A 19,422-nucleotide genomic window follows, 5' to 3' on the forward strand; every position below is an offset into this window, starting at 1 on the left:
CTTTTTCTGTCTTCAACCAATCGCTCCGAGCTGCGGGAACGCGTCCGGCGCGGCGGCGAGTTGCGCGCGCGCCTTGGCGCTGTCGTCATCCATCTGGCGTATCAACGCCTCGATGGTGTCGAATTTCAGCTCTTCACGAATGAAACCGATGAATGCGACATCGAGGACCGTGTCGTACAGATCGCCCTTGAAGTCGAACAGGAACACTTCGAGCAGCGGCGCGCCGTTGTCGAAGGTCGGCCGGCGCCCGAAGCTTGCGACGCCGTCGAACCGCACCGTGTCGTTGCCCTGTGCCTTGCCGACCCGCACCGCATAGATGCCGTGCTTCAAACCGCAATGTTTGTCGAGGCGGATGTTGGCGGTGGGATAGCCGAGGTCGCGGCCGCGCTTCTCGCCGTGGATCACCTTGCCGGTGACGAACCACGGCCCGCCCAGCATCGCGGTGGCATCGGTGACCTCGCCTTCGGCGAGCGCCATGCGGATCGCGCTGGAGGACACCGGCCGCTCCTCGATGTCGACATGGGCCTGCACATCGACCTCGATGCCGAGCCGCGGTGCTTCGCTGACGAGCAGGCTCGGCGAGCCGACCCGGCCCTTGCCGAAATGGAAGTCGTAGCCGACCGCGATGCCGCTGATGCCGAGCCGGCGGATCAGGTCATGGTGAATGAAATCCTGCGCCGTGGTCCCGGCGCGCGCCTTGTCGAAGGTCATCACGACGGCACCGGCGAGGCCGGTCGCCGCGAGCAGCCGCAGCTTGTTGGTCTCGTCCGTGAGGCGGAATTGCGGGGTGTTCGGGCTGAAGAATTTGCGCGGATGCGGCTCGAAGGTCACGGCGAGCGCGGGCACGCCGTGCGCTTTGCCCATCGTGAGCGCCGCACCGATCACGGCGCGGTGACCGAGATGGACGCCGTCGAAATTTCCCATCGCGACCACGGCGCCCTTCGGGATGGCGCTTTCGGGGGTGTTGTCGCGGATAACGGTAAAGCCGGTGCTCATGTCAGGTATTCTTCAAGGATTCTTAAGCATGATTGTTGCGGGCCGGACCGTGACGCGGCGGCGGCGTGGAAGTCAAGCTTAGCGAAAATCGCGTCAAATCCGTAACAATCCGGATTCAGCCGGTTAACGCGCTGTTTAACGCCAGCTGTTACTCGTTGCCGGAAACCTGCGTTCGTGCAGAAGCCAAGTTGCGTCAGGCGTTTTGGGGGAAAAGATGGCGGTTGATTTGTCCATGCCGGTTCTGGTGGTTGATGATTACAGCACCATGATCCGCATCATCCGGAATCTTCTCAAGCAGCTTGGATTCGAAAATATCGACGATGCCTCCGACGGCTCCGCGGCGCTCAACAAGATGCGCAGCAAGAAGTATGGCCTCGTGATTTCCGACTGGAACATGGAGCCGATGACCGGCTACGACCTGCTCAAGGAAGTCCGCGCCGATCCCAATCTCGCGACCACGCCCTTCATCATGATCACGGCGGAATCCAAGACCGAGAACGTGATCGCGGCCAAGAAGGCCGGCGTGAACAACTACATCGTCAAGCCGTTCAACGCGGCCACGCTGAAGACCAAGATCGAGGCGGTCTTCCCGGACATGGCGACGGCGTAAGCGCCCGACACCGCATCTACCGAAATTCGCGTCATGCCCGGGCTAGTCCCGGGCATTGTTGTTTTTGCTAAAGCCTGATGAGATTTTAGGTTGAGCTGGATCGACAGCGGAGGTTCACCTCTCCCTTGGGAGAGGTCGGCGCGTAGCGCCGGGTGAGGGGTGACGGTCTCTCGTTAGCGCTGCGGCCCCTCACCCGATTTGCTTCGCAAATCGACCTCTCCCCGATGGGGAGAGGTGAAGCCGTGCGTGGCCGAGCTGATTCAACCAAAACTCATCCCGCCCTAGAAAAGACGTGGGGAACGTCAGCCCGCAAAAGTTCGCAAATGCCATATGCGATAGCCCTGCGGCGAGCGGGTGCGCACGCGATTTCGGAATATTAGAAGAATATTCCTGAGTTGCCCGACGTGTCAAGTTGCCGAGTCGAACGTCGGCCGCCGCCGGCTGCTTTGCATGGGGTTGTTTTCGATATTTTGGCAGCGCGCCCTTGCGGAGTTGGCCGCTACCACTTCAGCTCGCGCATCAGCGCGCGGGGTGGGTGGCCGAACAATTCCTTGATTGAGGCCGCATCGAGCTGCTCGATGCCCTCGAACTGTTCGGAATGAATGCCGCGGGTGACGAACAACAGATCGATGCCGAAGCCGAGGGCGCCGGCAAGATCGGTGCGCACGGAATCGCCGATCGCGAGCACTCGGCCGAGTTCGGTCGGATGTCCGCGGCGTTCGGTGGCCAGCGCCATGGCACGCTCGTAGATCGGCCGGTGCGGCTTGCCGTAGAAGATCACCTCGCCGCCGAGCTCGCGATAGAGTTCGGCGACCGCGCCGGCGCAATAGATCAGCCGGTCGCCGCGCTCGACCACGATGTCCGGATTGGCGCAGACCAGCGTGAGCTTGCGCTCGAGCGCTTTCAGCAGCGTGTCGCGATAGTCCTCGGCAGATTCGGTCTCGTCGTCGAACAGGCCGGTGCAGATGATGTAGTCCGCTTGCTCCAGCGGCACCATGGTGGCGTCGAGGCCGCGATGGATCGAGCTGTCGCGCTCGGGACCGATCCAGAAGATCTTCTGGCCGGGATGGTCGGCCACGAAGTGCCGCGTCAGGTCGCCGGAGGAGACGATCGCGTCGTAGGTCTCATCCGCAACGCCGAGCTTGCGCAGCTGACGCTGCACGGAATCGGCCGGACGCGGCGCGTTGGTGATCAAGATGACCGTGCCGCCGCGCTGGCGGAAATTGTGCAGGGCCTCGCAGGCCTCGGGAAAGGACTCGAGCCCGTTGTGCACGACGCCCCAGATGTCCGACAGCACGACGTCGACATCGCCGACAAGGTCGCGCAATTGCTCCACGAAGCGCAATGACGTCATGATGCAGGCCGTTGACTAGTTCGGACCGAGCGCGCGGCGCGCCAGCGCGGCGCTGCCGGTTGCGCGCGGCGGCGCTGTTGGGCTGGAGACAGGTGCTGAAGTGCCGGCGGCATTAAGGTCCTGGGGGTTGGCCTGCGGAGTTTCGGCGGTAGCAGATGCCCCTTCCGGCCGCAACGGTCGCGGCGGCGCGAACAGGAAGCCCTGGCCGAACCGGACATCGTAATCGAGCAGGTCGACCACCGAGCGCTCGCCCTCGATCCGTTCGGCGATCAGGTCGATGCCGAAGCGGCCGAGCAGGTCGGACAGATCGGACGGATGGATATCTGACGTCGCGCTCTGCCTTGCGTCGAGCAGCAGTGCGGCCGGCACCTTGATGAAGCGGACGCCGCGATCGGCGAGCTCGCGCGGTTCGAGGCGGAGGTCGCTGACATGGTCGATCGAGAACCGGTAGCCGCGCTGCGACAGCGCCGCGAGGTTTTCGCTTTCGACCGGGCCGAGATTGCGGAAGGTCGCCTGCTTGAACTCGAGCACGAAGGACGGCGCCAGCGCGCGGTTGGCCTCGAGGAAGTCGAGGCACTGGGTGAAATGCGCTGGGCTGGCCAGCGTCGCCGCCGAGACGTTGCAGAACACGCCGACATCCTTGCTGCGGATCATCAGGCGGCGCAGCACCTGGACGCAGCGAAGCATCACCATGTGATCGATGCGGCCGATCAGGCCGCCGGCCTCGGCGGCCTCGATGAAGTCGTCGGCGGCCAGGACCTGGTCGCGCTCGTCGCGCAGCCGCGTCACCGCCTCGTAGTAGCGCACCTTGCGTTGCGGCAGCGTCACCATCGGCTGCAGGTAGATGTCGAGCCGGTTCTCGTCGATCGCATGCTTGATCGCGGCAACGAGCTGGGCCTGGCTGCGCGAGATCGGCGGCGGAGGCGCAGCTGGCGGCGGCGGCGCGAACACGACGGTCGGGGCCGGCGCGGCCGGTTGCAGCAGATCGTCGCGCGGCGAGGCGACCGGCTGCGCCACGGGCACCGCTGCCAGCAGATCCTCATGATGGGCGACGGATGCCGCAAGCTGCCGCACCAGTCCGCCAAGCTCGTTGATCTCGCCGGCCATGCCCTGCATCCGGTCGGCGCCGGTGGAATTGGCTGAAGCGATCCGGCCCTCGACCGCGGCCAGCCGGCGGCCGAATTCGGCGACCTGGCGGGCGAGGTCGGCGGTGCCGCGCGACAGATCCGCGATCTGGCCGCCGACATCGCTGCGGTCGCGCAACCGCATCGAGACGGCGTTGTAGAGGATCAGGCAGGTGAGGGCGGTGAGCGCCACGATCGCCGATTCCGATCCGCTGATGCCCGCCACCGAATACAGGACGAAGCCGAGCGAGGCTGCGACCAGCACCATGCAGATGGCGATGAAGATCGTCGAAATGCGAATCATGTCGCGCGCCCGCGCCCTCCGTCCGAACATCCCCGGTGCGCGAGCTTAACACCATTGTTGATTCGACGGGCCTGCGATCTTCGGAACCGGCTGGAACTGCACACGATTTTCGTTTCGCCCGATCCGGCTCCGCAGTCCGGTTCCGTATTGGTCCGGATCGGCCGCGCCGGGCCGCTCAGAGGTCGGCGGCGGCGATCCAAAACACCTCGCCCTCGGAGTCCTCGGTGTCGAGCCAGAGCAGCGGCAGGTTGGGATAGGCGGCCTCGAGATTGTCGCGGCCGCGGCCGATCTCGCAGAGCAGCCCGCCCTGCGGGGTCAGATGTTGCTTGGCCTCGTCGAGCAGGCGGCGGACGATATCGAGCCCGTCAGGGCCGCCATCGAAAGCGATCTTCGGCTCGGCGCGGCATTCGCGCGGCAGCGAGGCCATGCCTTCGGCGTCGACATAGGGCGGATTCGAGATGATGAGATCGTAGCTGTTGTCGCCGAGCGGCTTGAACAGGTCGCCGCGATGGAGCGTCAGGCGGTCGTCGAGGCCGTGGTCGGCGACGTTGCGCGCGGCGACCTCGAGCGCATCCCTTGAAATATCGACAGCATCGACGGTGGCGTTGGCGAAATGCCGGGCCGCCAGAATCGCAAGGCAGCCGGAGCCGGTGCAGAGGTCGAGCACGCTCTCGACCTCCGCGGGATCGCCGATCAGCGAGGTGCCGTCCTCGTCGCCGCCGAAATGCGAATCCAGCAATTCACCGATGAAGGAGCGCGGCACGATGGTGCGCTCGTCGACATAGAACGGCAGGCCGCGCATATAGACCTTGTTGACGAGATAGGCGGCCGGCTTGCGCGTCGCGATCCGCCGCTCGATCAGGTCGAGGATCTGCTTGCCTTCGGCAAGCGTGACGCGCGCGGTCGCGAAGTTCTCGAACTGGTCGGGATGCAAATGCAGTGTCTCAGTGATCAGGAACGCGGCCTCGGCCACCGGATCGGTGGTGCCGTGCGCGAACACGAGCTTTGCCGCGTTGAAGCGGCTCACCGCGTAGCGCAGGAAATCGAACAGGGTGTGAAGCTCGCCGGCGCCGACCTTGGCCGTTCTCTTGGGTGCTTTCGGCGCGGCCGGGCTGCGCTTTGCCGACACTTTGGCCGGCACTTTGCTGCGCTTGGCCATCAGGATTTGGTCCAGCGCGCGGCGGCCGCGTCGTCGTGGTCGCGTGCCTCGATCCAATTGGTGCCGCGCGCACTTTCCTCGCGCTTCCAGAACGGCGCGTTGGTCTTGAGATAGTCCATCAGGAACTCGGCGGCCTCGAACGCGGCCTGCCGGTGCGCCGAGGCGGTGACGACCAGCACGATGTTCTCGCCCGGCGCGATGCGGCCGAAGCGGTGGATGATGGTGAGGCCCTGCAACGGCCAGCGCGCCAGCGCCTCGTCGGCGTGGCGCGTGATCTCGGCTTCCGCCATTTCAGGGTAATGTTCGAGCGTCAGCGCGGCGATCGGCTCGCCCTGTTCGCTCCCGCGGCAGATGCCGCTGAAGCTGACGACCGCGCCGACATCGGTGCGGCCCTTGCTCAGGCCGGCGATCTCCTGCGCGACATCGAAGTCGGCTTCCTGGATACGGATGGTCGCAGTAACGGTCATAGGTAGATCTAACCGCCGGTCATCGGCGGGAAGAACGCGATCTCGCGGGCGCCGATGATTGCCGCATCCTGCTTGACATGGGCGTGGTCGATCGCGGCGCGGATCACCGTGGGCTTCTCGAACGCATAAGCATAGGCATCGTCGCGCGCGGCAAGCCAGCCGATCAGCTCGCCGACGGTGCGCACCTCGGCCGGCGGCTCGACGGTCTCCTCGGCCTTGCCGACGCGTTCACGCACCCAGGCGAAATATTTCAGCTTCATCCCTCATCCTCCTTGATGAGGTGATGGATGCCGGCACGGAAGTAATCCCAGCCGGTGTAGATCGTGAAGATCGCTGACATCCAGAGCAGCACGATGCCGATCAGGGTGGTGGCCGGGAAGACCTGTTCGCCCGCTTCGCCGGCGATCAAAAAGCCGATCGCCACGAGCTGGATCGTCGTCTTCCATTTCGCAAGCTTGGTGACGGGTACGCTGACCCTGAGCCCCGCGAGATATTCGCGCAGGCCCGAGACCAGGATCTCGCGGCACAGGATCACGATCGCAGCCCACAGCGTCCAGCCGTGGATCGAATTGTCGGCGGCCAGCATCAAGAGGCTGGAGGCGACCAGCAGCTTGTCGGCGATCGGATCGAGCATCCGGCCGAAGGCGGACTGCTGGTCCCACATCCGGGCGTAATAGCCGTCGAGATAGTCGGTGATCCCCGCCGCAATGAACACGGCAAGCGCCACCCAGCGCAGCCACAACGGGCCGTCCAGGATCGACTGCCAGTAGACGCAGCCGATCACCACCGGAATGGCGGCGATCCGGGCGTAGGTCAGGATATTCGGGAGGGACATGGTCTTGGTCTGTCCCCGGGTCGTGGCGATGTTCATCCGTTCTACCAATACCGCTGAAGCGAGAAGGTCAACCGTGCGGGCGCCAAAGCGCGACGAGATTACGCTGAATAGTCATGGCGCCTTAGCTCGTTGTTTAAGCATGATCTTTTCGGAACGTTGCCTGACACTTTTCCGCATCATGCCCTAGATGCCCTGTCGCAGGCGACGCCCTGATGAATAGCCTTTGGTTTAACCCGGCTGGGCGTGAAAAAACTCGAAAATCTTGCGGGCGCTCTCGGCGCTGACGCCGGGAACCTTGCCGAGGTCGGCGATCGAGGCCCGCTCGATCTCCTTGAGCGTTCCGAAGTGGTGCAGCAAGGCACGTTTGCGCGACGGGCCGATGCCGGGGATCTCCTGCAGGCCGGCCTCCCGGATGTCCTTCTTGCGCAGCTTGCGGTGCGAGCCGATCACGAAGCGGTGGGCCTCGTCGCGTAGCCGCTGGATGAAATACAGCACCGGGTCGCGCGGCTCCAGCTTGATGGCCTCGCGGTCCGGCATGAACAGGGTCTCGCGCCCGGCATCGCGGTCCGGCCCCTTGGCGACCGCCATCAGCGAGACCCTGGTCAGCCCGAGATTCGCGAAAATCTCGCTGACCGCGTTGAGCTGCCCGCGGCCGCCGTCGATGATGACGAGGTCGGGCCATTGCGGGAACGACTCGTCGTCAGCCTTTTCGTCGGCCTTGGCCGCCTCGCCCTCCGGCGGCTTCAGCAGCCGCTTGAAGCGGCGCTCCAGCACCTCGCGCATCATCCCGTAATCGTCGCCGGGCGTCAGCCCTTCAGACTTGATGTTGAACTTGCGGTACTGGTTCTTCATGAACCCGTCGGGTCCCGCCACGATCATCGCGCCGACCGCGTTGGTGCCCTGAATGTGGCTGTTGTCGTAGACCTCGATGCGCCTCAGCGTGTGCGGCAGGCCGAGCGTCGTGACCATGCCTTCCAGCAGCCGGCTTTGGGTTGCGGTATCGGCAAGCTTGCGGCCGAGCGCCTCGCGCGCATTGGTAAGCGCGTGGCCGATCAGTTCCTTCTTCTCGCCGCGCTTCGGCACGGAGACCTCGACCTTGGATCCGGCCTTGACCGTCAGCGCGTCGGCGAGCAGCGCGCTTTCCTCGATCTCGTGCGACAGCAGGATCAGCTTCGGCGGCGGCTTGTCGTCGTAGAATTGCGCGAGGAAGGAGGACAGCACCTCTTCCGGCGTAAAGCTCTTCTCGGCCTTCGGGAAATAGGCGCGGTTGCCCCAGTTCTGGCCGGTGCGGAAGAAGAACACCTCGACGCAGGAATAGCCGCCTTCCTGATGGATCGCGAACACGTCGGCTTCTTCGACCGTGCGCGGATTGATGCCCTGCTGCGACTGGATCGCCGACAGCGCCGCAAGACGGTCGCGGTACAGCGCTGCGGTCTCGAATTCGAGCTCGCCGGAGGCCTTCTCCATCTCGGCCGCAAGCAATTCCTTCACCGCGTGGCTGCGGCCGGAGAGGAATTCGGTCGCCTCGCGCACCAGCTCGCTATAGCCGGGGAAGTCGATCTCGCGCGTGCAGGGGCCCGCACATCGCTTGATCTGATAGAGCAGGCAGGGCCGGCTGCGGCTTTCGAAGAAGCCGTCGGTGCAGGAGCGGATCAGGAACGCGCGCTGCAGCGCCGTGATGGTGCGGTTGACCGCGCCTGCGTTGGCGAACGGGCCGAAATAGCGTCCGGGCCGCGACTGCGCGCCGCGATGCTTGAGGATCTGCGGCGCCCAATGGTCGCCCGAGATGAGAATATAGGGAAACGACTTGTCGTCGCGCAGCTGCACATTGAAGCGCGGGCGGAGCTGCTTGATCAGATTCGCTTCGAGCAGCAGCGCCTCGGTCTCGGTCATGGTCGAGACGATCTCGACATGCGTGGTCGCCGCGATCATGCGCAGGATGCGCGCCGGCAGCGGCGCGTTGGCGCGCGCATAGGACGACAGCCGCTTTTTGATGTTCTTCGCCTTGCCGACATAGAGCACGTCGTTGGCGGCATTGAGCATGCGGTAGACGCCGGGCGAGGTCGGGGCGAGCCGGACCGCGTTCTCGATCGCGGCGTGCCCGACCGAGAGTGTCCCCTCGGCGACCGTCTCTGTGGTGTCCTCGGCAGCCTCGGGCAGGCGCGCGTTCTCCTCCTCCTCGGCGGCGGAGGTCTCGGGATCGACATCGGTTGTGTCGAGCGTCAGGTCGTCCTGTGGCAGGTCGGACTTTGAACCGCGCCGCGGCTTGGAGACGGCTTTGGGGGCCGGCGCCGGGCGCTCGGGAGAATCGTGAACCATGGGCCGTAAACTAAGCGCTTGGGAGACCGCTCGCCAGCGTCGGCGGCACCGGAAAACAGTCCCGATCGCAGCAAGTTACCGACCCTGCGCCGGAGCCGCGGCCGGCGGGTAACACATTGTTAAGACTGATGAGCGGGCCGGTAACCGGGCTTAACAGCCCTTTAACTTAAAACTCTCGATAAACCTTAGCGAAAAAAGTGGAATTCCGTAACCACGCCGGCCTTGGGCCAGCGGGCTGCGGCAGTTGCGTGGTGGAGAGTGGCTATGACCCGGTTGGTTGCGCGTGCGCTGGCACTGATCGTCGCAGGCTGGACGACCTCGGCGGCGTCGGCTGACCTCAACTACGGCTCGCCCTACACCGTCTATCAGCCGCTCAATGCCTATAGCTGGGCAGGCCCGTATCTCGGCGGCAATGTCGGCTATGGCTGGGGCTCGGTCGAGAACAACCCGACCAAGCCGTCCGGTTTCGTCGGCGGCGTGCAGGCCGGTTACAATTTCCAGAACGGCTCACCTTGGGTGTTCGGTTTCGAGGCCGATATCCAGGGCACCACGGCCGACGATCGGTTCGCGCCGTGGAAATTCTCCAACCCGTGGTTCGGCACGGTGCGCGGCCGCGCCGGCTATGCGGTCAACAACGTGCTGTTCTATGCGACCGGCGGTCTCGCCTTCGGCGAACTGCGCGGCGAGACCTTCGGCATGACGGAGAGCCACACCAATGCGGGCTTCACCGTCGGCGCCGGCGCTGAAATGGGCTTCGCCCCGCACTGGAGCGCCAAGATCGAATATCTCTACGTCGATCTCGCCAACAGCAACTTCACGATCACCGGCGGTGCGTCGAACGGCTACAGCTTCAGCCTGGTTCGCGCCGGCATCAACTACCACTTCTGAGAACAAGAAAACGTCTGATCTCAACTCCCGGTCGCGCCTCGCGCGGCCGGGTTTTCTTTGCGCAGATCAGGGCGACATCGCACGCGGCAGCGTCAACACCGCGGCATCAGCGCAGCCAGCCGGTCGGCCGCACGCATCCGATATGCGGCACCGTCAGTCGCGTCCGCATCATGCAGGTGGTCATGCAGCGAGCGCGAGCCACGCGCCCGGCAATCAACTCACACGCAACGCTTCATTCGCCGTTCAGGACGAGCCGCGCATCGCGAGGGCTCGTCATGAAACCACCAGGTTGACGGCTTTCGGGCCCTTGCCCTTCTTGTCCGGTTCAACCTCGAACGTAATGCGCTGTCCTTCAGTCAGGTCCTTCAATCCTGCACGCTCGACAGCTGTGATGTGAACGAACACATCGCGGCCGCCATCATCAGGCTTGATGAAGCCGTAGCCACGCTCTCCGTTGAAGAACTTGACTGTCCCAGTCATGGCCATCGGGAAACTCCTCCCCCGTATTGCTCCACCGCTACGCGCACGCCGCGCAGCGGTTGACCGACATTCGCTTGTCGGAAGCTTGGCCACCTGAACAGGCCGGCGTCACGCCGCCGGTCTGTCTGGATTTTATTTCGGCCTTGTCACTCCGCCGCAACCATTCGCGGAAGCGGAACGTAAAGCCAGTCGTAACAGGATGAGCATAATACGGTTCCGCGCAAATTGCCTATGCTCAAAATCGAACTTTTCAGTGGGTGCTACCGATCAAGGTTTAGGCGTCTCGAGTCTGAAGCGTGCCGCGCCGCCCTGACCAAGCGGCTTCTCGAGTTCGGGCAGGATGATCTTCAGCTCGTTCGCCAGCGTCCACGGCGGATTCACTATCAAAAGCCCGGTGGAAACGAGGCCTGCATCGGCTTCTTGCGGCGCCACGCTGAATTCCAAGCGCAAGCATTTGCCGGCGGGCCGGCTGCTTGCTGTTGCAATGGCCACGCTGCGCGCGAGGTCGTCGGTGGCCCTCCGGGATTTTACGGGGTACCACAAAAGGTACGCGCCGGTCGGCCACTTCGCATACGCTTCCGTAAAAGCGCTGGCCAGCCGCTCGAACTCATCCTTCGCTTCGAACGGCGGATCGATCAGCACGAGGCCGCGCCGCTCGTTCGGCGGCACGAATGCGGGCAGCGCCATCCAGCCGTCGAGATCGACGACGCGCGCCTGCGCGTCGCGGCGCAATGCATCGATCAACTGCTTGCGCGCGCCGGGTTCGAGCTCGCACGCCGTCAGACGATCTTGCGGACGCAGCAGCGCTCGCGCGATCAGCGGTGATCCCGGATAGGTTTTCAATTCGCCTCTCGGATTGAATGCCCTGACGATGTCGAGATAGGGCCCGATCAAGGGCAACGCCTTGTCGGAGAGCCGCGCCTGCATCAATCGCGCGATGCCGGTGAGCCATTCGCCGCCGCGCTGCGCTTCGCTCGACATCAAATCATAGAGGCCGGCGCCGGCATGGGTGTCGATGACGCGGAAGGGCGCCTGCTTCTCCTGCAGATAGGTGAGCATGCGCACCAGCACGATGTGCTTGATGACGTCGGCAAAGTTGCCGGCATGAAAGGCGTGGCGGTAGTTCATGCTCTTATCGCACTGCGCTCCTGAGGGAGCGCATGTTGTACTTCGTCATGCCCGGTCTGTCCCGGCCTTCGCTAAAGCTTCGGCGGGGTTAACGTCTGATCTCGGCGAAGCCTTGGCGTAGCCGGCTCCCGGGCAGCTGGGCCTCATCTCGCCGGTTTCGTGACGGCATCGACGACCGGACGCTCCGCGCGAAGACGCGCGTCCGCCTGGCGATGACGCGGAGCAGGCTTCAGCCGCCGCGAACCGGCGGCATCAGCACCTGATCGCGGCGGCAGGCGCGGCGATCGATTTCCTCGCAGGACCGGAATTGCAGATCCTTGCTGAGGCAGATCCGCACTTCGCTGAGCCGCTTGCTGTCGCAGGTCACCGAGATCGCGGAGTTGCTGAGCCCGGGATTGGCCTTGATGAATGCCGTCTCGAGTTCGTCGGGCGCGACCGTCTTCGGCTCCGACAATTGCAGGAATTCCTCGGGGATCTTCACCGCGGCCCGGGCCTTGCGGATCGCTTCGAAATAGGCGCGCTCGCCGAGGCCGGAGCAGGTGCCGTGCTTGTCCCACTCGTTGTAGATCAGTCCGGGCGCCGGCATCAGGTCGAGCATCGAGGTCATGATGTTGCGCGCGAGCCGCGGCGAGGGGCGCTGGCAGTATTCCGGAAAGCCGCGCTCATATTGCGGCCACAGGCCGTGTACCACGAAGGAGTAGGGCCGTCCGCCGCACTGCGCCTGCGTGCCACGGCCGTTGTTGCCCCGCTCGCTCGCCGCCTCGCAGAATGACGGCGACCAGGACAGCGACAGCACGTAGAAATCGAACTCGCCCGGCGCATTCTGGCGGCGATCCTGGGCCGAAGCCCCCACCGCTCCAGCCAGAACAAAGGCAATCGAAATCAGAAATCGGGAAATTGTGACCAACCGAGGCATCAAACGCTCCCCTCACGCGACCGTTCGGAGCCTAGCAGGCCACCGGAACATTTCAAGAACAAAAAGCCGCCGTCTGAATGGCGGCGGCTTCTGCTTTACCAATCCGGTCGGAGATCAGGGCCGCGCGGCCTTGCAGGACGGATTATAGGCCCAGTTGCGGTCAAGCCCGGCGACGCACCATTCGACGCCCTGGTTGAAGCCGGAAAAGCCGCCGTCCTCGATGATCGAATAGTGCACCTTGCGCACCTTGCCGTCGCTCAGCATGGCGTCACCCGAGCAGTAGCGGCGCGGAATATTGTCGGACTGCCAGGGGCGGAATGCGGTTTCGTGAATCCGGCTGAAGCCGGTGATCACGAGCGGGGAATTCCAGAAGGTGGCTTCCTTTTCGTGGAATTGATCGCTGATGGTCGTCAGCGCCTTTTCGCACGGCGCCACATTGCCGTCATAGCGCGGGCCTGACAGCCAGAAATTCAGCTCAAACGGATTGGCGGCCTGCGCCGTGCCCCCGAAGGCCAGCGTGCCGACCACGAGTGCGGCGCCAAGGCCAAGCGTGCGGCCGAGTTTGTTGCGGGAGTTGAACAGGTTGCGCATGGGAATCCACCCGATTATCCGATGCGGCCGACGGTGCCGTGAACCCCCGGCAAGGTCAAGTGCAGCGCGGCAACACCTGCCGAGAAGTCCACCTTTAGCTGCCGGCTCGTTCTTTTCACCGTCGCCGGCGCACTCTATGTTGGGCCTCAAGCGAAATGGAGTCTGCGATGCGAACGAAATTGGCCGCGTGTCTGGTTGCCGTTAGCGGGATGCTCGCCGTGGGGCCGGCGCAAGCCGATTGGTTGCAACCGGTGCCGCCGTTCAAGGGCAACGATACCGGCGGTATCATCGCCTATTCGCTGGCGGCCCAGACCGATGCCCGGCAGCTTGCCGTCGACCACTGCGCCTCCTACGGCAAGGTGGTCAAGTTCCTGGCCGTTCAGCGCTACCCCGGCGGCTACATCTCCTTCGCCTGTCGCTGGGTACCGTATGGTGCCGCCGAGAGGCCACTGCGCACGCTCTACTGAGCGCGCCTTAAATCCTCCGATCGTAGCCGGGAGCTAGCCGCATGACACGACAGCTTGCCTTGCTTGGCTCTGCCGTTTGCCTTGTGCTGTCCACCGGCGCCGCAAGCGCCGTCGACCTGCCGATCCGCAAGGCCGGTCTGTGGGAGATGAAGATGGTGCGTACCGGCGGTCCGATGCCGGAAATCACCATGCAGCACTGCACCGACGAGACCACCGACAAGGAGATGAGCGCGGCGGCCTCGCCGATGGCCAAGGAAGTCTGCTCCAAGCAGGACATCCAGAAGACCGCGACCGGCTATGTCAGCGACAGCGTGTGCAGCGTCGCCGGCATGTCGATGCAGAGCCATGCCGAGATCGTCGGTGACTTCAATTCCGCCTACACGGTGAAGAGCACCTCGCACGCCGAGGGCGGCGCGGCCGGCTCCCGCGACACCACGATGACCATCGAGGCGAAATGGCTCGGCGCCTGCAAGAGCGACCAGAAGCCCGGTGACATCATCATGCCCGGCGGCATGAAGATGAATATCAAGGACATGGAAAAGCTGAAGGGCCTGCTGCCCAAGCAGAAGTAAGGCGCAGCGCTTCCGGTAGCGGCCGCGCGCCTGAATGCATCGCCTCTCTCATGCCGAGAGGCTGCGATACTGTTCACCCCGTCATTGCGAGGAGCGATAGCGACGATGCAATCCATGCTCCGCGTACGCTGTGCGATGGATTGCTTCGCTTCGCTCGCAATGACGAGGATAGGGTCCGCGCGAAGCGCGGCCCGGTGACAGGCTCCACGCGTCTCGAAGCGTCGACGGCCCATCTGGTGGCGGTGCATCCTTCGAGGCTCGCTCCGCTCGCATCTCCAGCGACAATGCCGGCGTCGCGATCGCCTGGGCGCCGTAATTCATCGTCAGGAGATTGAGATCGGGAGCTGCTCCGTAGCCAATCTTGTCGTTGTAGTAGGAATGCCCGTAGTCGACGCCGAACAGCGCCGTGTTCGTGGAGCTCGAGGCGAAGCTGGCGCTCAAGCAGGGATTCGATCTCACTGCGGCCTACACTCATCTCAACGTCGTGATCACGCAGGGCAATCCCGACACCACCGGCAACGAGCTCTCCGGCATTCCGAGAAATTCCTTCGCCGCGTTTGCCAAATACACCTTCCAGTCCGGCGTTCCGGTCGAAGGGCTCGGGCTCGGTCTCGGCGTCCGCTATATCGGGACGAACTTCGGCAACGACCAGAACACGTTCCAGAATGCGGCGACGACGTTGTTCGATGCGGTGATCGATTACGATCTCGGCAAGCTCGACCGGCGCTTCCTCGGCGCCACCATGCGCGTCAACGCCACCAATCTGTTCGACACGCGCTACCAGACCTGTCAGTCCGGCTACTGCTATGCCGGCGAACGGCGTCAGGTGATCGGCACCTTGTCCTACCGCTGGTAGCTCAGGCTTGTTGTTTGGACGCGTTTTCTTCACGCGAACCGGCGCCCACTTCGCTCGAAAACGCTACGCTACACCGGCACCCGCACCTGCGCCCGCAGGCCGCCCATCGGGCTTTCGCTGAGCATGATGTCGCCGCCATGCGAGCGCGCGATGTCGCGGGCGATTGCAAGTCCGAGGCCGGTGCCGCCTTCGTCCTGGTTGCGGGCATCGTCGAGCCGCAGGAAGGGCTTGAATACTTCCTCGCGCATGTTGGCGGGGATGCCGGGGCCGTCGTCGTCGACCGTGATGTTGAGATAGCGGTGGTCGCGCTGGCCGGTGATCGAGATCGTGTTGGCGTGGCGCGCCGCGTTGGACACGAGGTTGGCGAGGCAGCGCTTGAACGAGGCGGGCTTCACCGTGACCACGGGCAGGCCGTGGAATGCGACGGTCGCGGTGTGGCCGTGGCGCTCGGCGTCGCTGCGCAGCTCCTCGAGCGCCATCGCCATGTCGGTCGGCTGCGCGACCTCGCCGGAATCGCCGCGCGCGAAGGCAAGGTAGTCTTCCAGCATCATCGACATCTCGTCGACGTCCTTGCGCATCGCGTCGATCTCGGGACCTTCGCCGATCAGGGCGAGCTCGAGCTTGAAGCGGGTCAGGATGGTGCGCAGATCGTGCGACACGCCGGCGAGCATCGCGGTGCGCTGCTCGATCGAGCGCTCGACGCGCGCCTTCATCTCGATGAAGGCCTGTGCCGCGCGCCGCACCTCGCGCGCGCCGCGCGGCCGGAAGTTCGGCGCCTCGCGGCCCTTGCCGAAGCTTTCGGCGGCGTCGGCGAGCCGCAGGATCGGCTTGATCTGGTTGCGCAGGAACAGCACGGCGACGATCAGGAGGATCGTCGAGGTGCCGAGCATCCAGAAGATGAAGATCTCCGAATTGGAGGCGTAGGCCGCGCTGCGCTGGGCGAAGATCCGCATCACGGAATCGTCGAGCTGCACGCGGATCTCGACCAGATTGGACTTGCCGACGGTGTCGATCCAGAACGGACGGCTGATCTGGCGGCCGAGCTGCACCGAGAGGGTCTGGTCGAGCAGCGAGAAGAACGGCTTCGGCCCCGGCGGCGGCATGTCGCCGGCGGGGAGGAAGTCGACCACCAGCTGCAGCTTCTGGGCGATGTGGCGAAGCTGGGCGCGGTCCTTGTCCTGCGGATAATTCTTGTAGACGTCGATCAGCGCGGCGATGTCGGACACCACCGCGGCCGACAGGCGCCGCGTCACCGTGTTCCAGTGCCGCTCCATGAACACGAACGCCACCACGGTCTGCAGGATCACCATCGGCACGATCATGATCAGCAGCGCGCGGGCGTAGAGGCCGGTCGGCATCCAGCTCTTGAACGCATTGCCCATCCAGCCGTTCGCCTTCGAGACGCGCTGCGAGGCGTTCTTGATCAGGGTCAGGCCGGAGTCGAGCGTGCTCATGTGATGTCTTATGGCGAGGCGACCAGGCGATAGCCGATGCCGCGGACCGCCTGCAGGAACAGCGGATTGGCGGGATCGTGCTCGATCTTGCGGCGCAGGCGGTTGATCTGCACGTCGACCGCGCGTTCGTTGACGGTGCCGCCAGAGGTCAGCTCGGCGCGGGGCACGGTCTCGCCGGGCGCGCTGGCGAGGATGCGCAGCATCTCGCGCTCGCGGTCGGTGAGATGGATGATCTCCTCGCCCTGGCGCAGCTCGCTGCGTTCGATGTGGAAGATGTAGGGGCCGAACGCGATCTGCTCGACCACCGTGACCTGTGGCGGCGCGGTGCGCTTGAGGATATTGCCGATGCGCAGCACCAGCTCGCGCGGCTCGAACGGCTTGGCGACATAGTCGTCGGCGCCGATCTGCAGGCCCTCGATGCGGGCCTCCGCCTCATGGCGGGCGGTCAGCATGATGATCGGCACCGTGGAGGAGGTGCGGATGAAGCGGGCGAGGTCGAAGCCGTTCTCACCGGGCATCATCACGTCGAGGATGAGCAGGTCGAAATGCAGCCCGAGCAGCTTGGCGCGCGCGTCGGTGGCGCTCATCGCCGTCGTGACGCGATAGCCTTCGCCGGACAGAAAGCGCGACAACAGGTCGCGAATACGCCGGTCGTCGTCGACCAGCAGGAGATGCGGCGCGTCGTCGGCCGGCTCGACCGGCGCGCGCATCATGGTTGCAGCCTGCACCAGGTTCACTCCCTTGTTTTCTTGCCGCCGCCGAAGATCGCTTCGAGCACCTTGTCGGGATCGTCGCGGTCGATCATCGCGCGGAGGAACTGGCGAACCGTCTCGACGCCGGCCGGATCGATGCCGGCGATCGCGCGGTTGATGCGGTCGGTCTGCAGCCCTGCGAGCTTGGCGACCAGCGCCTCGCCCTTCGGCGTGGCGTAGAGCAGGCGCTGCCGGCGATCGTTGTTGCCGGTCTTCTGAACGATGTAGCCCTCGTCCAAGAGCTGCTTGAGCACGCGCCCGAGCGATTGCTTGGTGATGCGCAGGACGTCGAGCAGGTCCGCGACCTTCAGGCCGGGATAGCGGGTGACGAAGTGGATGACGCGGTGGTGGGCGCGGCCGAAACCGAATGCCTCCAGCTCCTGGTCGGCGTCGCCGACAAAGTCGCGGTAGGCGAAGAACAGGAGCTCGATGATGTCCCAGCGCAGGTCGCGTCCACCCGCCGCAGGAGCCTGATCGTCTCCCTGCGAATCGGGCTTGGCTGCCATGCCTGAGAAATTTATGTCAGTCATATTGACGTATCTTGGGTTCAATGTTACAAAACTGCCTGTCACGACGAAACATTAGGTCGTTTCGTTTCCGACAGCGTTTGAGTCGGCCTGAAAGAGCCTCAGAGGCGGTTTGGGCCGCAAATTGGACTACCGTGCGATTGTCGAGCGGCATTTCGGCAAACATACTGGACTTCAGCGTTCCGCAAAAGCATGTCTAAACCGCATGTTGGCGATGGAAACCGGCCGCGCGGCCGGTGGGTGGTGAAGTCCGGGCCAGCCGAGCCTGCTGGCTCCGGGGGAAACAGGCCGGCGCCCGGTATGGCGCCGGTTCCGACAGCGGAAAGCAAGAAAAATGACTTTGAAATTCGACATCCAGCCTTCGCCGAACGCGACCTCCGACAAGGATCGCGCGGCGAAGCTCGTGGACCCGGGCTTCGGCCGCGTCTTTACCGACCACATGGCGATCGTCCGTTACAGCCAGGGCAAGGGCTGGCACAGCGCCCGCGTTGAGGCCCGCGCGAATTTCCCGCTCGATCCGGCCGGCGCAGTGCTGCACTACGCCCAGGAAATTTTCGAAGGTCTCAAGGCCTACCGGCGCGATGATGGCGGCGTGAACCTGTTCCGTCCCGACGCCAATGCCCGCCGCTTCCACGATTCGGCCGAGCGCATGGCGATGGCGCCGCTGCCCGAGGATGTGTTCATCGACGCGGTCGAGCAGCTGGTGCGGATCGATCGCGCCTGGATCCCGGGCGGCGAGGGCAGCCTCTATCTGCGGCCGTTCATGATTGCGAGCGAGGTCTTCCTCGGCGTGAAGCCGTCGGCGGAATACATCTTCTCGGTCATCGCATCGCCGGTCGGCTCCTACTTCAAGGGCGGCCCCGCACCGGTGTCGATCTGGGTGTCGGAGAATTACACGCGCGCCGCGATCGGCGGCACCGGTGCCGTGAAGTGCGGCGGTAACTATGCCGCCAGCCTGCGCGCGCAGGCGGAGGCGATCGAGCGCGGCTGCGACCAGGTCGTGTTCCTCGATGCGGTCGAGCGCCGCTACATCGAGGAGCTCGGCGGCATGAACATCTTCTTCGCCTTCGACGACGGCTCGCTGCTGACGCCGCCGCTCGGCACCATCCTGCCGGGCATCACCCGCGACTCGATCATCGCGCTTGCCAAGGATGCTGGCACGCGCGTGCGCGAGGAGCCCTACACCATCCAGCAGTGGCGTGCCGACGCCGCCAGCGGCAAGCTGAAGGAAGCGTTCGCCTGCGGCACAGCGGCCGTGATCTCGCCGATCGGCAAGGTATGCTCGGCGAGCGGCGATTTCCAGATCAGCCGCGGCGTGGCCGGCCCGGTCGCCATGGGGCTGCGCAAGAAGCTGGTCGACATCCAGTACGGTCGCACCAACGATCCGCACAACTGGATCAGAAACGTCGCCTGACACGCGGGGGGGGGGCCACCGCTGACACGCTTCGATTTGGCGCCTCTTCCTGTGCAAGGGAGAGGCGCTTTCGTTTTGGGACACCGGCGAGCATGCCGATGCTTGGCCCGGCCGTCATTTTTTCATGTTGCCGGCCGTCATCGCATGAACGGCCTGCCGCGAGCGCGCGACAAAGTCTCGCTCCCGCTTCAAACAATCCCCCACTTGCG

At 64.5% G+C, this 19,422-nt stretch carries 21 protein-coding genes; 6 read left to right on the forward strand and 15 right to left on the reverse strand.

Annotated elements, in window-relative coordinates:
- Positions 1-12 precede the first annotated feature (12 nt).
- A complete protein-coding gene (locus QMZ05_RS18945; protein WP_353702124.1) occupies positions 13-996 on the reverse strand; it encodes a bifunctional riboflavin kinase/FAD synthetase in 984 nt (327 codons plus the stop codon).
- Between the two features lie 214 nt (positions 997-1,210).
- Here QMZ05_RS18945 and QMZ05_RS18950 point away from each other — a divergent pair, with 214 nt between their 5' ends.
- A complete protein-coding gene (locus tag QMZ05_RS18950) occupies positions 1,211-1,606 on the forward strand; it encodes a response regulator (RefSeq protein WP_050402761.1) in 396 nt (131 codons plus the stop codon).
- Positions 1,607-2,105: 499 nt separating this feature from the next.
- On the opposite strand, the gene QMZ05_RS18955 is transcribed toward QMZ05_RS18950, so the two are convergent.
- The 7 genes from QMZ05_RS18955 to uvrC all read right to left on the reverse strand — a co-directional run bounded on the left by QMZ05_RS18955 (position 2,106) and on the right by uvrC (position 9,168).
- A complete protein-coding gene (locus QMZ05_RS18955; protein ID WP_353702125.1) occupies positions 2,106-2,960 on the reverse strand; it encodes a TIGR01459 family HAD-type hydrolase in 855 nt (284 codons plus the stop codon).
- Positions 2,961-2,975: 15 nt separating this feature from the next.
- Positions 2,976-4,388, reverse strand: a complete 1,413-nt coding sequence (locus QMZ05_RS18960) for an EAL domain-containing protein (RefSeq protein ID WP_353702126.1) — start codon at positions 4,386-4,388, stop codon at positions 2,976-2,978.
- A gap of 175 nt (positions 4,389-4,563) precedes the next feature.
- On the reverse strand, positions 4,564-5,547 hold the full coding sequence (gene prmB, locus QMZ05_RS18965; RefSeq protein WP_353702127.1) for a 50S ribosomal protein L3 N(5)-glutamine methyltransferase: 984 nt from the start codon (positions 5,545-5,547) through the stop codon (positions 4,564-4,566).
- Positions 5,547-6,014: a molybdenum cofactor biosynthesis protein MoaE gene (locus QMZ05_RS18970; RefSeq protein ID WP_353702128.1), complete on the reverse strand. Its 468-nt coding sequence runs from the start codon at positions 6,012-6,014 to the stop codon at positions 5,547-5,549. The genes prmB and QMZ05_RS18970 overlap by 1 nt, the downstream gene beginning before the upstream one ends.
- 8 nt (positions 6,015-6,022) lie before the next feature.
- Positions 6,023-6,274 (reverse strand): molybdopterin converting factor subunit 1, encoded by a 252-nt coding sequence (gene moaD, locus QMZ05_RS18975; RefSeq protein WP_353702129.1) that lies wholly within the window; start codon positions 6,272-6,274, stop codon positions 6,023-6,025.
- The gene (gene pgsA / locus QMZ05_RS18980; protein ID WP_016844474.1) at positions 6,271-6,885 is read right to left on the reverse strand and encodes a CDP-diacylglycerol--glycerol-3-phosphate 3-phosphatidyltransferase; all 615 of its coding nucleotides are present in this window, start codon (positions 6,883-6,885) and stop codon (positions 6,271-6,273) included. The genes moaD and pgsA overlap by 4 nt, the downstream gene beginning before the upstream one ends.
- A 192-nt stretch (positions 6,886-7,077) precedes the next feature.
- The gene (uvrC, locus tag QMZ05_RS18985) at positions 7,078-9,168 is read right to left on the reverse strand and encodes an excinuclease ABC subunit UvrC (RefSeq protein WP_353702130.1); all 2,091 of its coding nucleotides are present in this window, start codon (positions 9,166-9,168) and stop codon (positions 7,078-7,080) included.
- A 264-nt stretch (positions 9,169-9,432) separates the two neighbouring features.
- Here uvrC and QMZ05_RS18990 point away from each other — a divergent pair, with 264 nt between their 5' ends.
- A complete protein-coding gene (locus QMZ05_RS18990; protein ID WP_050424905.1) occupies positions 9,433-10,056 on the forward strand; it encodes an outer membrane protein in 624 nt (207 codons plus the stop codon).
- A 273-nt stretch (positions 10,057-10,329) separates the two neighbouring features.
- Here the strand turns inward: QMZ05_RS18990 and QMZ05_RS18995 are convergent, their stop codons facing one another.
- The 4 genes from QMZ05_RS18995 to QMZ05_RS19010 form a co-directional block, all read right to left on the reverse strand.
- The gene (locus tag QMZ05_RS18995) at positions 10,330-10,542 is read right to left on the reverse strand and encodes a cold-shock protein (RefSeq protein WP_016844477.1); all 213 of its coding nucleotides are present in this window, start codon (positions 10,540-10,542) and stop codon (positions 10,330-10,332) included.
- 261 nt (positions 10,543-10,803) lie between these two features.
- Positions 10,804-11,664, reverse strand: a complete 861-nt coding sequence (gene rlmJ / locus QMZ05_RS19000; protein ID WP_353702131.1) for a 23S rRNA (adenine(2030)-N(6))-methyltransferase RlmJ — start codon at positions 11,662-11,664, stop codon at positions 10,804-10,806.
- Between the two features lie 229 nt (positions 11,665-11,893).
- Positions 11,894-12,580 carry a ribonuclease T2 gene (locus tag QMZ05_RS19005; RefSeq protein WP_353702132.1) on the reverse strand — a complete coding sequence of 229 codons (687 nt, stop codon included), beginning with the start codon at positions 12,578-12,580 and terminating at the stop codon, positions 11,894-11,896.
- 114 nt (positions 12,581-12,694) lie between these two features.
- On the reverse strand, positions 12,695-13,171 hold the full coding sequence (locus QMZ05_RS19010; protein WP_353702133.1) for a hypothetical protein: 477 nt from the start codon (positions 13,169-13,171) through the stop codon (positions 12,695-12,697).
- 167 nt (positions 13,172-13,338) lie between these two features.
- Between QMZ05_RS19010 and QMZ05_RS19015 the strand changes: the two genes are divergently transcribed.
- The 3 genes from QMZ05_RS19015 to QMZ05_RS19025 all read left to right on the forward strand — a co-directional run bounded on the left by QMZ05_RS19015 (position 13,339) and on the right by QMZ05_RS19025 (position 15,066).
- On the forward strand, positions 13,339-13,638 hold the full coding sequence (locus QMZ05_RS19015) for a hypothetical protein (RefSeq protein ID WP_353702134.1): 300 nt from the start codon (positions 13,339-13,341) through the stop codon (positions 13,636-13,638).
- A gap of 41 nt (positions 13,639-13,679) precedes the next feature.
- Positions 13,680-14,210 carry a DUF3617 family protein gene (locus QMZ05_RS19020; protein ID WP_353702135.1) on the forward strand — a complete coding sequence of 177 codons (531 nt, stop codon included), beginning with the start codon at positions 13,680-13,682 and terminating at the stop codon, positions 14,208-14,210.
- Between the two features lie 406 nt (positions 14,211-14,616).
- Positions 14,617-15,066, forward strand: coding sequence for a TonB-dependent receptor (locus tag QMZ05_RS19025; RefSeq protein WP_353702136.1), 450 nt, complete (start codon positions 14,617-14,619; stop codon positions 15,064-15,066).
- Between the two features lie 68 nt (positions 15,067-15,134).
- Here the strand turns inward: QMZ05_RS19025 and QMZ05_RS19030 are convergent, their stop codons facing one another.
- From QMZ05_RS19030 to QMZ05_RS19040, 3 genes are read right to left on the reverse strand one after another with little or no spacing between them, the layout of a single operon-like run.
- Positions 15,135-16,520, reverse strand: coding sequence for an ATP-binding protein (locus QMZ05_RS19030; protein ID WP_353702137.1), 1,386 nt, complete (start codon positions 16,518-16,520; stop codon positions 15,135-15,137).
- 8 nt (positions 16,521-16,528) lie between these two features.
- Positions 16,529-17,251, reverse strand: coding sequence for a response regulator transcription factor (locus QMZ05_RS19035; protein WP_167529074.1), 723 nt, complete (start codon positions 17,249-17,251; stop codon positions 16,529-16,531).
- Positions 17,252-17,253: 2 nt separating this feature from the next.
- On the reverse strand, positions 17,254-17,778 hold the full coding sequence (locus QMZ05_RS19040) for a MarR family transcriptional regulator (protein WP_353702159.1): 525 nt from the start codon (positions 17,776-17,778) through the stop codon (positions 17,254-17,256).
- Positions 17,779-18,133: 355 nt separating this feature from the next.
- Between QMZ05_RS19040 and QMZ05_RS19045 the strand changes: the two genes are divergently transcribed.
- A complete protein-coding gene (locus QMZ05_RS19045) occupies positions 18,134-19,213 on the forward strand; it encodes a branched-chain amino acid aminotransferase (protein ID WP_353702138.1) in 1,080 nt (359 codons plus the stop codon).
- Positions 19,214-19,422: the final 209 nt, after the last annotated feature.

The sequence above is a fragment of the Bradyrhizobium sp. INPA03-11B genome, from assembly GCF_040446015.1.
GTDB classification, from domain to species: Bacteria; Pseudomonadota; Alphaproteobacteria; order Rhizobiales; family Xanthobacteraceae; genus Bradyrhizobium; species Bradyrhizobium macuxiense_A.

Bases quoted from the DNA above. Each gene is read 5' to 3' on its own strand.
- rlmJ (WP_353702131.1), bottom strand. From the start codon at position 11,664: ATGAACTACCGCCACGCCTTTCATGCCGGCAACTTTGCCGACGTCATC.
- QMZ05_RS18950 (WP_050402761.1), top strand. From the start codon at position 1,211: ATGGCGGTTGATTTGTCCATGCCGGTTCTGGTGGTTGATGATTACAGC.
- moaD (WP_353702129.1), bottom strand. From the start codon at position 6,274: ATGAAGCTGAAATATTTCGCCTGGGTGCGTGAACGCGTCGGCAAGGCC.
- QMZ05_RS19005 (WP_353702132.1), bottom strand. From the start codon at position 12,580: ATGCCTCGGTTGGTCACAATTTCCCGATTTCTGATTTCGATTGCCTTT.
- QMZ05_RS19010 (WP_353702133.1), bottom strand. From the start codon at position 13,171: ATGCGCAACCTGTTCAACTCCCGCAACAAACTCGGCCGCACGCTTGGC.
- QMZ05_RS19040 (WP_353702159.1), bottom strand. From the start codon at position 17,778: ATGGCAGCCAAGCCCGATTCGCAGGGAGACGATCAGGCTCCTGCGGCG.
- prmB (WP_353702127.1), bottom strand. From the start codon at position 5,547: ATGGCCAAGCGCAGCAAAGTGCCGGCCAAAGTGTCGGCAAAGCGCAGC.
- QMZ05_RS18955 (WP_353702125.1), bottom strand. From the start codon at position 2,960: ATGACGTCATTGCGCTTCGTGGAGCAATTGCGCGACCTTGTCGGCGAT.
- QMZ05_RS18945 (WP_353702124.1), bottom strand. From the start codon at position 996: ATGAGCACCGGCTTTACCGTTATCCGCGACAACACCCCCGAAAGCGCC.
- QMZ05_RS18960 (WP_353702126.1), bottom strand. From the start codon at position 4,388: ATGATTCGCATTTCGACGATCTTCATCGCCATCTGCATGGTGCTGGTC.
- QMZ05_RS19030 (WP_353702137.1), bottom strand. From the start codon at position 16,520: ATGAGCACGCTCGACTCCGGCCTGACCCTGATCAAGAACGCCTCGCAG.
- uvrC (WP_353702130.1), bottom strand. From the start codon at position 9,168: ATGGTTCACGATTCTCCCGAGCGCCCGGCGCCGGCCCCCAAAGCCGTC.
- QMZ05_RS19045 (WP_353702138.1), top strand. From the start codon at position 18,134: ATGACTTTGAAATTCGACATCCAGCCTTCGCCGAACGCGACCTCCGAC.
- QMZ05_RS18990 (WP_050424905.1), top strand. From the start codon at position 9,433: ATGACCCGGTTGGTTGCGCGTGCGCTGGCACTGATCGTCGCAGGCTGG.
- QMZ05_RS18970 (WP_353702128.1), bottom strand. From the start codon at position 6,014: ATGACCGTTACTGCGACCATCCGTATCCAGGAAGCCGACTTCGATGTC.
- QMZ05_RS19015 (WP_353702134.1), top strand. From the start codon at position 13,339: ATGCGAACGAAATTGGCCGCGTGTCTGGTTGCCGTTAGCGGGATGCTC.
- pgsA (WP_016844474.1), bottom strand. From the start codon at position 6,885: ATGAACATCGCCACGACCCGGGGACAGACCAAGACCATGTCCCTCCCG.
- QMZ05_RS19020 (WP_353702135.1), top strand. From the start codon at position 13,680: ATGACACGACAGCTTGCCTTGCTTGGCTCTGCCGTTTGCCTTGTGCTG.
- QMZ05_RS18995 (WP_016844477.1), bottom strand. From the start codon at position 10,542: ATGGCCATGACTGGGACAGTCAAGTTCTTCAACGGAGAGCGTGGCTAC.